Origin of the sequence: Haloterrigena sp. KLK7 (genome assembly GCF_037914945.1) — an archaeon.
GTDB lineage: Archaea > Halobacteriota > Halobacteria > Halobacteriales > Natrialbaceae > Haloterrigena > Haloterrigena salinisoli.
Window position 1 is genome coordinate 2,133,649 of the sequence record NZ_CP149787.1, and the last position, 12,941, is coordinate 2,146,589.

12 protein-coding genes are annotated in these 12,941 nt (G+C 67.0%); 6 read left to right on the forward strand and 6 right to left on the reverse strand.

Features of this window, described 5'->3' with window-relative positions; genetic code table 11:
- The first annotated feature begins 284 nt into the window (after positions 1–284).
- The gene (locus WD430_RS10475; protein WP_339102398.1) at positions 285–887 is read left to right on the forward strand and encodes a hypothetical protein; all 603 of its coding nucleotides are present in this window, start codon (positions 285–287) and stop codon (positions 885–887) included.
- 239 nt (positions 888–1,126) lie between these two features.
- Entirely contained in the window at positions 1,127–2,188 is a 1,062-nt protein-coding gene (locus WD430_RS10480; RefSeq protein ID WP_339102399.1) for a glycosyltransferase, read from the forward strand.
- A gap of 21 nt (positions 2,189–2,209) precedes the next feature.
- Here the strand turns inward: WD430_RS10480 and trpB are convergent, their stop codons facing one another.
- From trpB to WD430_RS10495, 3 genes are all read right to left on the reverse strand, one after another.
- Positions 2,210–3,361 carry a tryptophan synthase subunit beta gene (gene trpB / locus WD430_RS10485; RefSeq protein ID WP_339102400.1) on the reverse strand — a complete coding sequence of 384 codons (1,152 nt, stop codon included), beginning with the start codon at positions 3,359–3,361 and terminating at the stop codon, positions 2,210–2,212.
- A gap of 163 nt (positions 3,362–3,524) precedes the next feature.
- Positions 3,525–4,508 (reverse strand): putative sulfate exporter family transporter, encoded by a 984-nt coding sequence (locus WD430_RS10490; protein WP_339102401.1) that lies wholly within the window; start codon positions 4,506–4,508, stop codon positions 3,525–3,527.
- A 349-nt stretch (positions 4,509–4,857) separates the two neighbouring features.
- Positions 4,858–6,543 carry an NADH-quinone oxidoreductase subunit D gene (locus WD430_RS10495; protein WP_339102402.1) on the reverse strand — a complete coding sequence of 562 codons (1,686 nt, stop codon included), beginning with the start codon at positions 6,541–6,543 and terminating at the stop codon, positions 4,858–4,860.
- Positions 6,544–6,730: 187 nt separating this feature from the next.
- On the opposite strand from WD430_RS10495, the gene WD430_RS10500 reads away from it, so the two are divergent.
- From WD430_RS10500 to WD430_RS10510, 3 genes are all read left to right on the forward strand, one after another.
- Positions 6,731–7,621, forward strand: a complete 891-nt coding sequence (locus WD430_RS10500) for an acyltransferase (RefSeq protein WP_339102403.1) — start codon at positions 6,731–6,733, stop codon at positions 7,619–7,621.
- Positions 7,622–7,714: 93 nt separating this feature from the next.
- Complete coding sequence (locus tag WD430_RS10505; RefSeq protein ID WP_339102404.1) at positions 7,715–8,044, forward strand: hypothetical protein; 330 nt, start codon at positions 7,715–7,717, stop codon at positions 8,042–8,044.
- A 185-nt stretch (positions 8,045–8,229) separates the two neighbouring features.
- Positions 8,230–8,550 carry a HalOD1 output domain-containing protein gene (locus WD430_RS10510; RefSeq protein ID WP_339102405.1) on the forward strand — a complete coding sequence of 107 codons (321 nt, stop codon included), beginning with the start codon at positions 8,230–8,232 and terminating at the stop codon, positions 8,548–8,550.
- A gap of 73 nt (positions 8,551–8,623) precedes the next feature.
- Here WD430_RS10510 and WD430_RS10515 read toward each other — a convergent pair whose 3' ends face one another.
- Entirely contained in the window at positions 8,624–9,373 is a 750-nt protein-coding gene (locus WD430_RS10515) for a hypothetical protein (RefSeq protein ID WP_339102406.1), read from the reverse strand.
- 228 nt (positions 9,374–9,601) lie between these two features.
- Here WD430_RS10515 and WD430_RS10520 point away from each other — a divergent pair, with 228 nt between their 5' ends.
- Complete coding sequence (locus WD430_RS10520; RefSeq protein ID WP_339102407.1) at positions 9,602–9,847, forward strand: PRC-barrel domain containing protein; 246 nt, start codon at positions 9,602–9,604, stop codon at positions 9,845–9,847.
- A gap of 110 nt (positions 9,848–9,957) precedes the next feature.
- Here WD430_RS10520 and WD430_RS10525 read toward each other — a convergent pair whose 3' ends face one another.
- Together WD430_RS10525 and prf1 are read right to left on the reverse strand one after the other, a co-directional pair.
- Positions 9,958–11,370: a CARDB domain-containing protein gene (locus WD430_RS10525; RefSeq protein ID WP_339102408.1), complete on the reverse strand. Its 1,413-nt coding sequence runs from the start codon at positions 11,368–11,370 to the stop codon at positions 9,958–9,960.
- Between the two features lie 226 nt (positions 11,371–11,596).
- Positions 11,597–12,856: a peptide chain release factor aRF-1 gene (prf1, locus tag WD430_RS10530; RefSeq protein WP_339102409.1), complete on the reverse strand. Its 1,260-nt coding sequence runs from the start codon at positions 12,854–12,856 to the stop codon at positions 11,597–11,599.
- Between the last annotated feature and the right edge of the window lie 85 nt (positions 12,857–12,941).

A 12,941-nucleotide genomic window follows, 5' to 3' on the forward strand; every position in this document is an offset into this window, starting at 1 on the left:
AGTGGTTTGGGTTGAGGCGACGGCGTTGCCGCCGATCGACGATTCCCCGCTGTCCGCCTCTTCGGCGTCGAGATCGCGCACCGAACTCGATCGGACGCGAGACAGTACGGATTCGCGATAGGACTAGGGGGATCTTACAGCGACGAGCGTCGCGGCCGGTCGGTGGCGCGATCGATTCCGGCGGATTCGACGCGCACACCCGCGAGGACTCGCTTCCGACCCGACGATTCGTCGTCTGATCGCAGCGCGTAACAAACTTCCTCGAGCCGAAAGTCTGCGATACGATGCAAGATACAGGGGGCGAAACCGACGACGAGCGCGTTTCCACCGGTGCGGTCCTCGCAATGGTGGTCGTCGTACTCGTCGCGTTCGGACTGACGGTCGCTGCCATCGGCGCCGGGCTCTCGACGGGCGAATCGGAGACCGACGGCGGCGAGGAGTCGGTCGACATCGACGGCCCCGAGGACGACGGAGCCGCCGCCGAGAACGACACGACTGTGGCCGATGGAACCGACGACGCTGAGGACGGTACAGCTAACGACTCGCCGGACCAGGACGAGAACGATTCGGACGGCGCGGATGCCGGCGAAGACGGAGCAGATGACGGGAACGAGTCGAACGACGACGCGGTCTCCGAGAACGACTCGAGCGAGAACGAGACGGATGGGGAGGCTGCAGACGACGAAGACGATTCGGCTGGGAACGAGACGGACGGCGAACCCGAGGCGAACGAGACGGACGGCGAATCCGAGGCGAACGAATCCGACGGCGGTACAGAGGGCGCGACGGAGCCGTCGGAACGCGACGGCGCCGATAACGGCGGTTCGATCGTCGACCGAATTACCGGCTTCTTCAGCGATATGCTCCCGATCGGTTACGACGAGTGATCGGATCGAGCAGGAACGACCGTCGCGCAGTCGAACGTCGGTCAGCGAGGTGACAACACCGCGGTCGCGGACGACGGCGGCGATGTCACTGCCTCGAACGCGATGAGCCAGTCGAACCGGAACGCGCTGAGAGGCGGTTCTGTCGAACGATCGAATACGCCGCTCGCGAGGACTGTCGACGGCCGCCGAACGGGACGAAAAAAGTGACTTTATACTCTGGGGGTACGTGGCGACCGAGTATGCGCGTCGCGTTCGTCTCGAGCGAAACGGTTCACCACCGCGATACCGAGACGAACCGGCGACTCCAGTCGGTCCTCGAACTCCTCCGCGACGCCGGCCACGACGTGGAACTGTTCTGTGCGCGGTTCTGGGACGACGACTCGACGACCCTCGAGCGCGACGACGTCACCTATCGCGCCGTCACGGACGACCCCGACGCCCGGCGATCGTTTTGCCTGCGACTTCCGTTCGACCTCGCGGCGGCCGGCCCGGACATCGTCCACGCGAGCGCGCGGCCGCCGACCGCGCTGCTGGCGGCCGGCTGGGGGGCGCGCCTCGCGCGGGCTCCGCTGGTCGCTGAGTGGTACGGCGACGGCGGCGTCGCCGACGACCGGTGGACCAGACGGGCGACGAAGCGGGGCGATCTGATCGTCACGCCCTCGGAACTCGTCGCCACGTGGGTCCGCGAGCGCGGCGGCGACGGCGACGTCGTCGAGACGGTTCCCAATCCGATCGATCTCGAGCGAGTACGGGAGGTGACGGCCGACGAGCGCGTCGACGTGGTCTACGCCCGGCGGCTCGACGAGGGCGCGAACCTCGAGAGCCTCCTGCTCGGCCTGGCGGAGCTCCGCGGCCGCGACTGGACGGCGACCGTGATCGGCGACGGGCCCGAACGCGAGGCCTACGAGCGACTGGCGAGCGACCTCCGGATCGAAGACCGGCTCTCCTTCGTCGGCGACTGCTCGCTCGAGGAGCGTATCGCGGCCTACAGAGGGGCCCACGTCTTCGCGCAGACGGCCGAACGCTGCGTCTTCCCCACGGAGATGCTGTGGGCGCTGGCCGCCGGCTGCGTCGGCATCGTCGAGTACCACGCCGACTCGAGCGCCCACGAGCTCGTCGAGGGCTGGGAGCGGGGGTTCCGGACGACCAGCGAGGACGAACTCGCCGACGCCATCCTCGCGGCCGGCGACCTCGAACACCGGACGTTCGACGACCGGTTCGCCGACTACGACCGCTCGGCGGTCGCCGAGCGCTACCTCGAGCAGTACCGGACGTTGCAGGAGGAGTTCGGCCTGCTGTGAGCGCCGTCGGTACCGTCGCGCTCAGAGGTCGAACTTCGACGCCGCGGTCTCCATGTCCTTGTCGCCCCGTCCCGAGAGGTTGACGAGGATCGTCTCGTGGTCGCCCTCCTCGGCCAGCTGGATCGCCCGCGCGACGGCGTGGCTGGACTCGAGGGCCGGGATGATTCCCTCGGTCTCGCTCAGTTCGCGGAACGCTGCGAGCGCTTCCTCGTCGGTGATGCCGGTGTACTCGCAGCGTCCCACGGCGCGGAACATGGCGTGTTCGGGGCCGACGCCGGGATAGTCCAGTCCCGCCGAGACCGAGTGGACCTCGACGTCGTCGTCGAGCACGCGCGTTTTCATGCCGTGGAGGACGTCGTCCGTCCCGTTCGCGAGCGGCGCGGCGTGACGGTTCGAGTCGCTCCCCTCGCCGCCCCCTTCGGCGCCGTAGAAGTCGACGTCGTCCTCGCGGAAGGCGTGGAAGAGACCGATGGCGTTCGAGCCGCCGCCGACGCAGGCGACCGCGGCGTCCGGCAGGTCGCCCGTCCGATCCCGAAACTGCTCGCGGGCCTCGCGACCGATGACGCTCTGGAAGTCCCGGACCATCCGTGGGAACGGGTCGGGGCCGACGACGCTGCCCACGAGGTAGTGGGTGTTCTCGACGTTCTGCGCGAAGTCCTCGAGCGCGGCGTCGACGGCGTCGGCGAGGCCCTCGTTCCCGCGCGTGACCTCGTTGACCTCGGCGCCCATCAGGCGCATCCGGAAGACGTTCATCTCCTGGCGCTCGACGTCCTTCTTCCCCATGTAGATCTCCGTCTCGAGGTCCAGCAGGGCGCCGACCATCGCGGTCGCGGTGCCGTGCTGGCCGGCGCCGGTCTCGGCGATCAGTCGGTCGCGGCCGGCCCGTTTGGCCAGGAGGGCCTGGCCGAGCGCGTTGTTGATCTTGTGGGCGCCGCCGTGGAGCAGGTCCTCGCGTTTGAGGTAGATCTCGGCGCCGTAGCGCTCGCTCAGGTTGCGCGCGTAGTACAGCGGCGTCGGTCGCCCGGCGAATTCCTCGAGGAGTCCGCGTAGCTCGGACTGGAACTCGTCGGTGGTCGCTACGTCGTCGTACGCCGCGGCGAGTCGCTCGAGCGGTTCCTCCAGCGGGTCGGGGACGTGTCGGCCGCCGTATCCCTCGAATGCACCGTCTGACATACGTTCGCAGTGGCACGCCGACGGCAAATAGATTCCGTGCGTGAACCCCGATTCGACCGCGCTTCGCTCGCGGCCGGGGAGACGGCCGGTTCGGGTGGTCGCCGAGCCGCCGGCGCCTGCGCACACGGGTGGTGTGAGAATGTAGCTATCCTCGACCCCTCGGTCAAAACAGCACCAGCAACGCCGCGAGCGAGAGCCCGCTGCTGACGAGCAACGCCAGCAGAACGACGACGGCGGGCATCGGCCCGGTGGCCCGGAGATCGGCGAGCCGGATCTCGGTTCCGAGGCCGACGAACGCGAACACGAACAGCCAGTCGTAGGCGTTCTCGATCGAGGCCACCTGGGCCGAAGAGAGGACGCCCGCGCTGGCGACGACGGCGAGTGCGAGAAAGCCCAGCACGAACGTCGGAAACTCGTCCCAGAGCGTCCGGACGGAGGGTCGACCACCGCTACCCGCGTGGGCGTAGTAACTCGCGTATGCGAGGACGACGACGCCGATCAGGGCGTTTCGCGCTAACTTCGTCATCGTCGCCCACTGGCCGGCGACGTCGGAGTGAGCGAAGCCGACGGCGACGACGGGACCCGTCGAGAACATACTGACGCCGGCCCACGTGCCGAACACCATCCCGGAGAGGTTCAGGAGGTCGCCGACGATCGGGTAGACGACGATGGTGATCGCGTCGAACAGCAGGACCGTCGCGGCCGCGTAGGCGATCTGTTCCTCGCGGGCGCTGACGGCACCCGCGACCGCGACGACCGCCGAGACGCCGCAGATACTGGCGCCGGCCGCGAGCAGCGACCCCATCCGATCGGCCAGCCCGAACACGTTTCGCGCGAGGAATTCGACGGCGAGCAGCGTCGTCGCGGTCACGACGACTACGATCAGCAGGACGAGCCCGCCGACCTCGAGGACGGTCTCGAGCGAGATCGACGCGCCCATGAGCACGATCCCCCCGCCCAGCCACAGGTTGTGCGTCGCGATCCCGGGCTCGAGGCGGTCGGGGACACCCACGGCGTTCGTCGCGACGAACCCGAGCGCGATCGCGAGCAAAAGCCGGTTGAATCCGAGCGAGACGGCGAGCGCTCGGGCGAGTATCGCGCCGAGACAGAGGGCCAGCAGCCCCGGCAGCAGTCGACGGCCGTTCATCGCGTCGTCGCGGGACCTGCAGTTCGAACGCGCTCACCGGCGCGGCGATCGCCGCGTCGGCGAGGACGCTCCGCCAGTCCCGCTCGAGCCCTCCTCCGGCAATCCGTCACGGCGCCGGCAGTCGGCTGCCGGACATCGATCGACATGTGTCCCGTGCTCGGGTGGCGATCGCAGTTAACTGTTCTCGATTCCGTCGTCGGTCGCGGGGAAACTCGACGGATCGGCTGCGAAGGCGTCGGGAGAGACCGTCGATCGCAGCCGCTCCGCGCGGAACCATCGCCTCGAGTACGTCGAAGCGGGCGGCGACGGACGGCCGAGAAACGAGTGACGCGGTCGAGAACTGGGGGGCTCAGCGATCGACGCTCCCGAGGACGATATCCAGACTGCCCAGCGAGGCGACCAGGTCGGCGACGTACTCGCCTTCGGCCATCTCCGGTAGCGCCGAGAGGTTGTGGAAACACGGGCTGCGGATCTTGAACCGGGCCGGCGAGTTCGAGCCGTCCGAACGGATGTAGACCCCGAGTTCCCCCTTCGCGATCTCGACGCTCCGGTAGGTCTCGGTGCCCGCGTCCGGCTTCAGCGTTCGGGGAACGTTGCTCTGGACGGTCCGCTCGTCCTCGGGCCAGTTCTCGAGGAGGTCGAGACACTGCTCGATGATCTTGGCCGATTCTTCGACTTCCTTCAGGCGGACGAGGACGCGCGCGTGGTTGTCGCAGCTGTCTTCGGTGACGACGTCCCAGTCCAGGTGCTCGTAGTAACCGTAGGGGTCGTCTCGGCGGACGTCGTAATCGATGCCCGAACCCCGGGCGACCGGGCCCGTACAGCCGTAGTCCTTGGCGACCTCGGGCTCGAGAACGCCCGTCCCCATCGTCCGTCGCTGAAAGATCTCGTTGCCCGTCAGCAGGTCGTGGTACTCGTCGACCTTGGCGGGGAGTTCGTCGAGGAAGTCCCGGCACTTCTCGATCCACTCCTCCCGGGGTTCGGGGAGGTCCCAGGCGACCCCGCCCAGCCGGAAGTAGTAGAACATCATTCGCTGGCCGGTGAGATCCTCGAGGATGTCCTGGACGACCTCCCGATCGCGCATCCCGTACTGGAAGATGGCGGTGAAGTCGCCGTAGACGTCCAGGGCGAACGTCGAGACCGCGAGGAAGTGCCCGAGCATCCGGCCGAACTCGACGGACATCGTCCGCAGGACCTGGGCGTACTCGGGGACCTCGATGTCGGCGATGTCCTCGATGGCGCGGGCGACCGCCCACTCGTTGGGGAGATTCGCCGTGTAGTCCCAGCGGTCCGCGTAGGGGATGATCTGGTGGCGATACGTGCCGTTCTGGCACATCTGCTCCTCGCAGCGGTGCAGGTAGCCGACGTCGGGGTCGACGTCGATGACCGTCTCGCCGTCCAGTACCGTCTCGAGGTGGAGCACGCCGTGGGTCGCCGGGTGGTGCGGTCCGATGTTGAGGAACATCGTGTCGCTCTCGGGATCGTCGTGGTCCGACTGGATCGGGTTGGCGTGTGCGGTGTATTTGACGATCTGGGGCTTTTCCTGGTCGTAGTCCAGCGCGAGCGGGTGGCCCTGCCACGACTCGGGCAGGAGAATGCGTCGCGGATCGGGGTGGCCCTCGTACTCGATCCCGACGAGGTCGTAGGCTTCGCGCTCGTGCCAGTCGGCGGTGCGAAACACCGGTTCGGCGCTCTGACAGACGGGGTCGCTCTTGGGCAGTTGGACGACCAGCGTCACCTCGTGCGTTCGGTTCTCGTACTTCGTCAGGTGGAGAATCGACTCGTAGCGGTCCTCGTACTCCTGGGGCGTGAGACACGAGAGGTGATCGAACCCGGCCTCGTCGCGTAGCAGCCCCAGAACCGCTTGGACGTCGTCCGGACGGATGACGAACGCGGGCGCGTTCTCGTGTACGTCCCGGCGAAGCGTGTACTCGGAGAGCAGCGACTCGAGGGACGCCTCGTCGACCCCGTCCTCCCGGCGGTGGTCGTACTCCGGATCGATACCCCTCGGCTCTCGCTGACGTTGTTCACTCATTGGATTCCCGTGCGCCGACGAACGGCGGGCGCGCGTATCGGGCGTACGACTGACACGGAATTGAGGGTTTTCCCGTATTGCGGAGACTGTCACGGTCGAGCGACCGATCGGTCCGCTGTTCTGTCGACCCGGCAATCTGATTACCCAATCGAATCCCCTATGAACACGGCGGGCAATACCTCGAGATATGACAAAGCGGTACGTCTCGCTCCCAGGGGAGGCGGAGGCGGGAATGCGCGAGTTCATCGACGAGGTCGACCGGCGACTCTCGAGCGACGAGGACACCTGTTCGGTCGTCGAGGACGTCCTGATCGATCTCTCGGGCGACCGCGAGGCCTACGAGCGCTGGCGGAACGGCGAGTCGGTCTCGACGGCCGAGCGCGTCCGACTGCAGAGCTACGACCCCTGTAACACGACCCTCGAGAGCGAGTACTACGCCGAGAAGGACGAGGAGCGGTTCCGCCGCTCCAAGCACCTCCAGTGGCTGTGGCGACAGTTCGACAGCCTGCCGATCGCGGACAACGTCGAGTTCGCGCTGCGATTCCGGCGGATGCTCGCCGACCACCTCTTCGAGGAGTGCGGCGACGGCTGCCGCTTCTTCAAGGGTATCACGTTCACCTACGGCCACAACATCACGATCGGTGACAACACGGTCGTCCACGACGACGTCCACTTAGACGACCGCGGGAAGCTGACCATCGGCGATCGCGTCTCGATCTCCGACGGCGTTCACATCTACAGCCACGATCACGACGTCGTCGACCAGACCGAGGTCCGCAACTACCACACCGTCGTCGAGGACGACGTCCGCCTCACCTACGACGCGATGGTCCGCGCGGGCTGTAAGGTCGGCGAGAACGCCATCGTCGGCGCGCGCGGCATCGTCCAGCACGACGTGCCCGCCCACCACATCGCCATCGGCACGCCGGCCAAGAGCGTCAAGATCAAGCCCGGCTGGGAGGACGTCGCCACGCCGGTCGACGAGGCCGGCGTCAACCGCCAGGAACAGCGCCGCATCGAGTACGACCTCCCCGACGACCTCGAGGTCTTCGACGAGTTCGAGCGCGACCTCCGCTGACCGGTCGCCGGCCCTGTTATTCGCCCCGTTCTGACTCTCCGGGATTCCTGAGGCGGGGAATATCCAAGTGGCTTGAGAACCTATAGCACACTGATGGAGCTCTGGGGCTGGCTCATCGGCTACGTGGTGTTGTTCGCCCTCCTCCACCTGGTACTGTACTACGTCTACGTCCGGGGCGGTGACGGCGACAACGCGAGCTCGCCCTCGTTCGCCGATCCCGACCGCGCGAGTTCCCACACCTCGCCCGGTCCCGACCGCTACCCGCGTGCGGTCGACGACGTCGGCGACCCGGACGACCCCGAGGGCGAGCACGACATCGAGTTCGACGGCGAGACGATCCGCTGTCCGCACTGCGGCGTTCGAAACGAGGCCGACCAGACGTTCACCTACTGTTGGAACTGCATCTCGACGCTCCGGCGGTGACCGCGGTTCGGTGCAGTCGGCCAGCGGGTTTCCGATCTCGATCGCGGCGTTCCCGCCCGATATTCGCGATACTATAACTGTACGCATTTTCTATATATTCGCCTATAACTCGTGGAATGAGTCGAGTAATGAACGATTACGTTTTTGGCCTTCAAACACAGAGTGGAAGGAGACGACGAACAGTCATGCACGGACACCGCACTCACTCCCCCGCCTCACAGTCTCGCTCTCCATCGGTCTATCGCGCAACGCACGACCCCGACGGGCCGGCCAGGCTCAGCACGACCGTGGTCCACGCGCTGGCCGACTGCATGGGGACCGACGTCACCGACGGCTACATCTCGCTGTACGACGCCATCGATCCCGTCGCCCTGAACGCCCTCTTCCGGCCGCGCCACGACGGCCGCCAGCGAAGCGGCGGCACGCTCGGCTTCACCGTTCGCGACCACTACGTGACGGTCTCCAGCGACGGCGAAATTCTGATCGAACCGCCCGCACAGCGCTGACCCTCCCTCTCGCGGTTTGTGGCCGTCTCGCCGTCCGAAGTGACGACCTCGAGTAAGAAGCGGCGCGTCTGCGCTACGCCGACAGCGCGTCCGCCAGCGTCCCGAGGTGGTCGACGCCGACGACGGCGACGATATCGCCGTCCGTCTCCGTCCGCAACGTCTCGAGTCGGTCGATCATACAGCGCTCGCGGGTGTCGTCGCGGTAGGTGAGCGCACTGCCCTCGGTCGCGACGCTGCCCAGCAGCGCCTGGACGCTGGCGACGTGGGAGCGTTCGTGAGCGGCCTGGCGCTCCGGGGAGTCGTCGTGGTCGCAGTCGTACTCGATCGGATCGTCGCAGGCGATGGTCATCGACGTCGCGTGGGTCAGCGTCGCCGCGACGCGGCAGGTCAGCGCCTCCCGCGTCGCGCCGCCCAGCCCCGAGAGGACGCGGCGGGCCGTCGACGGCGAGACGCGGTCGGCGATCAGCCGGGCCACGAGCCGCCGGACGAACGACCAGTTGGGCGCGTCGATGCCGACGACGTCGGCCTCGGGCGCGGCGTGGATCGCGGCGCTCATCTCGCCGCCGAACCGGGGCGGGGAGTCGTCGGAGCCGTCGCGGGCGTAGGCGCGATACAGCGGGAGGGCCGCCGACGGTAACTCGAGGGCGACCGTGTCGGGGGCGACGGACTCGAGGATGCGATCGACGCGCGCGATGCTCGCGGGGTGGTCGTGGACGACGCCGAGAAGAACGCAGTCGCCGGACGACCCGGGGACCCGGCGGCAGAACTGGGTCGTGATCCGGGGGTCGTCGAACGACGCGGCGAAGGGAGGGGATTCGTCCATTGATCGACTGGTAATACGCGACTACCGGCATAACCCTTCTGTTGTGGACTCCCTCGAGCGGAGCTGAACGTCACTATCCCGACGTAACGGACGCCTACTCGAGCGCTAACGCGCGAGCGAGCGATAACGGGCCGGTGACCGGCGGAACGATTTCGGCTATTTATTGCTCGCGTCTCCGTCCCGTCGGCTAGTCGGTACGGTCGACGCGCGAACCACCGTCGAACGAGTATGACCGAGGGGACACTCACCGAAGCGGACGAGGGGAAACGGGTCCTGAACACCGACGGGACCGAAGTCGGCCGACTGGTCGACGTCCACGACGGCCGCGGCTACGTCGAACCGGATCCGAGTCTGACGGACACGATCGCGGCGAAACTCGGCTGGGGGTCCAGAAGCGAGGAGGCCCACCCGCTCGACGAGGGGAGCATCGCGGAGATCACCGACGACGCGGTCCGCCTCCGCGGAACGCTCTAGTGTCGGTCACTCGACTGCGAGCTCGGTTTTTCACGGTCCGTCCGGCCGTCTCGATCGGGACGGTCGCATCGCTGTCTCGGTACCTCGAGTCGAGGCCGTCGTCGCGACACCTAGCTCTCGGTGCCGTATACGGTGACCGACCGGACGGCCGAGTCGTCCGGAGTCTCGACCCGAACCGGGAACTCGGTCGTCTGCGCCGCCGGATAGGTCGTATACCCCAGCGACACGGTCTCGCTCGCGCCCGACTCGAGGGAGACGGTCGTCGAGTCGACCTCCTGAGGGTCGTGACCGACGACGAGCGCGACGGTGCCCGAGGCCGATCCGCCGCCGGTGTTCTCGACGACCGCCGTCACCTCGAGGAAATCGCCGGCGTCGACGGGCGCGTTCGTCCCGTCGATCGAGACCGAGAGCGTTCCCTCGCCCCCGGCTCCGCTCTCGATCTCCTCGAGACAGGATTGGGCCTGTGGGTTCGAGCGGGAGATCGTCGCGGTCGGGTAGTCCGGCGGCAGCGTGATGCCGGTCAGCACCGTCCCGAGCTCGCCGTAATCCGGAACCTCCACGCGAGCCCCGTCGGGCGTGGTCGAGACGTCGCGTTCGTCGCCGATCTCGAAGACGATCGTGCCCGAGAACGGCGCGTCGACGTGGGTGCCGATCTCGATCCAGTCCTCGAGGAGCGTGTTGCCGTAGAGCGGCTCGCCCCCGCCCTCGTTGTAGAAGCCGGTGCTCGCCGCCACGCTGTCGCCGTCGCCGAACGTGCCCGAAACCTCCGCTCGCGTACACGAGGTGAAGGTCACGTCCGTCTCGACGGGGTCGTCGTTCCGTCCGATCACGCGGACGGTCCGTTCGGCCGAATCGGACGAGCCGACCACCCGGACCGGGAACTCCTGCGTGTTGTCGACGATCGCCGTCTCGAACTCCAGGGTTACCAGTCGGCCGCCGCCGGATTGCACCGAAACGGTCGCCGAATCGACGGTCGTCGGATTGTGACCGACGATCAACTCGACGGTCTCCGTCGCCGACACGTCACCCTCGGTCTCGAGCCGTGCGGTCACCTCGAGGACCTCGCCGGTCGCGAGGGGATCGTTCGTCCGAAAGATCTCGATCGCGACCGGCGGCGCGTCCGCGTAGGCGAGGACGTTCGTGCTGTCGGCCGCGCCGTCGACGACGACCCAGACGGGAAACTCCTGATCGTTGTCGACGATCGCCGTCTCGAACGTGAGTTCGACGGTCTCCGTGGCCCCGGCTCCCACCTGTATCGACCGCGTGTCGACGACCGTCGGATCGTGGCCGACGACGAGCACGGCGTCGGTCGACAGGGACCCGCTGCCGCCGTTCTCGACCGTCGCGGTCACCTCGAGGACGGCTCCCGTCTCGACCGGACTGTTCGTCTCCTGGATCGTTACGTCGATCGGTGCGTCCTGAACCGCCGTCCGCGCCGCGGCGGTCCCCGTGGCGGCGACGGGAACGAGCCCCCCGACCGCGACACCCTCGAGTACCCCCCGGCGCGTCGGTGTCTGCCACATATTCGATCGACGTCAGCGAACGATCGAAAAGGGTAGAGTCCGTTACATCTTCTAATCGGCGAATGCACCCCTTCTCCCGGTACTGGAGAGATTACGACTGGCTGGTAACGGCCCCGTACGGGGGAACGCGTTCGCTCGAGCGGTGGTCGACGAGTGAATCGGTCCGTCCGAAGCCGAGAGAAGAGAGCACCGACGGCGGAGAACGACAGGAGCGAGTACGGGACGCTTAGACGCCGGTGGAGTACCGCAGGAGACCGGCGAAGCCGCCGAAGGCGTTGTAGAGCTGTTCGCCCTTCTCGAAGTCCGTCGAGATGAACTTGGTCTCGGTGCCGCGCTGTTCGGCGATCTCGATGAGGTGGTCGATCGCGTCCTCGCGGTCGTCCTCGGTCGCCTCGACCTCGGTACCGCAGTCGGTGCAGGTGTGGTCGGGCGTGGACTTGCGGCGGTCGATGACCTCGCGGTCGGTGTTGCCACACTCCGGACAGTCGTAGGTGACGACGTCCTTGCGGAGGTCCTCGCTGATGAGCAGTCGGTCGACCGCGCCCATCATCAGGTTCTGGCGGGTCTGCTCGAAGCCGTAGGTGGCCTGATCGCCCGCGTTGAGTTCCTCGAAGAACTCCTCCATGACCTTCTTGTCCTTCATCACCTCGGCGTCGGCCAGCGCCTCCTCGGCGTTGTCGACGAGGTCCTTCAGGCCCGACTCGTCGGTGTAGGCGACGTCGAACTTGCCGATGACGTTGTCCTGGATCTCGTGGTGGAGATAGTCACCGTCGAGGAACTCGTCTTTCGTAGGCGAGGGGCCCCCGACGAGGATTCCGTCGAGTTCGTGGCGCCGGGGGACGAACAGGTCGTTCGCCATCCCGGCGACCTCCTGGTAGAAGTTGTCGATGGCCTCGAGGCGCAGGCGGGCGAATCGCTGGGCGGACTGACCCCCCTTACGCTGTTTGCCGGGGACGAGCGAGGAGGCGGACTTGACGGGTTCGATGCGCTTCCCCTTCAGCCAGCCGACGTTGGCCTCGCGCCGGTCGAGGACGATCAGACCGTAGAGGCCCTTGTCCGCCATCATCTCCTCTAACGGCTCCGTCAAGAAATCGGAGTCGCAGTGGTAGCGGAACGACTCGACGGGCTGGGGCGGGCTCTCGAGGACCTTCGTGACCATCTCCGTGCGGCCGCCGCCGGAGTCGACCGCACCCGAGAACAGCACGAGTCCGTTCTCCGGCGGATACGTGTCGTAGTAGCGCAGTCGGTCCTTGATGCTCGTCAGCGCGTCCTGGACGGCCGTCCGCGTCTGCTTGGACTTGATGTTGGCCGCCTCGCTGTGTTCCTGCGTGACGTGCTGGACGACGTCACTGATCTGTCTATCCTCGGGTACGTAGATCGTCACGAGCTGCGTCCCGGAGCCGTCGAAGTCCTTGAGATCCTCGAGAACCTTCCGGAACTCGTATTTCTTCCGGTCGGATTGCTCCTGTTCGCCCTCCTGGCTCATTGTCCCTAGGAAACGGTCCTGTGGGTAAGTATTCTTTGAGACGCCGATGTCCGCGGGGGCGCACAACGGGAATCGACCGTCGCGT

Bases quoted from the DNA above. Each gene is read 5' to 3' on its own strand.
- WD430_RS10475 (WP_339102398.1), top strand. From the start codon at position 285: ATGCAAGATACAGGGGGCGAAACCGACGACGAGCGCGTTTCCACCGGT.
- WD430_RS10480 (WP_339102399.1), top strand. From the start codon at position 1,127: ATGCGCGTCGCGTTCGTCTCGAGCGAAACGGTTCACCACCGCGATACC.
- trpB (WP_339102400.1), bottom strand. From the start codon at position 3,361: ATGTCAGACGGTGCATTCGAGGGATACGGCGGCCGACACGTCCCCGAC.
- WD430_RS10490 (WP_339102401.1), bottom strand. From the start codon at position 4,508: ATGAACGGCCGTCGACTGCTGCCGGGGCTGCTGGCCCTCTGTCTCGGC.
- WD430_RS10495 (WP_339102402.1), bottom strand. From the start codon at position 6,543: ATGAGTGAACAACGTCAGCGAGAGCCGAGGGGTATCGATCCGGAGTAC.
- WD430_RS10500 (WP_339102403.1), top strand. From the start codon at position 6,731: ATGACAAAGCGGTACGTCTCGCTCCCAGGGGAGGCGGAGGCGGGAATG.
- WD430_RS10505 (WP_339102404.1), top strand. From the start codon at position 7,715: ATGGAGCTCTGGGGCTGGCTCATCGGCTACGTGGTGTTGTTCGCCCTC.
- WD430_RS10510 (WP_339102405.1), top strand. From the start codon at position 8,230: ATGCACGGACACCGCACTCACTCCCCCGCCTCACAGTCTCGCTCTCCA.
- WD430_RS10515 (WP_339102406.1), bottom strand. From the start codon at position 9,373: ATGGACGAATCCCCTCCCTTCGCCGCGTCGTTCGACGACCCCCGGATC.
- WD430_RS10520 (WP_339102407.1), top strand. From the start codon at position 9,602: ATGACCGAGGGGACACTCACCGAAGCGGACGAGGGGAAACGGGTCCTG.
- WD430_RS10525 (WP_339102408.1), bottom strand. From the start codon at position 11,370: ATGTGGCAGACACCGACGCGCCGGGGGGTACTCGAGGGTGTCGCGGTC.
- prf1 (WP_339102409.1), bottom strand. From the start codon at position 12,856: ATGAGCCAGGAGGGCGAACAGGAGCAATCCGACCGGAAGAAATACGAG.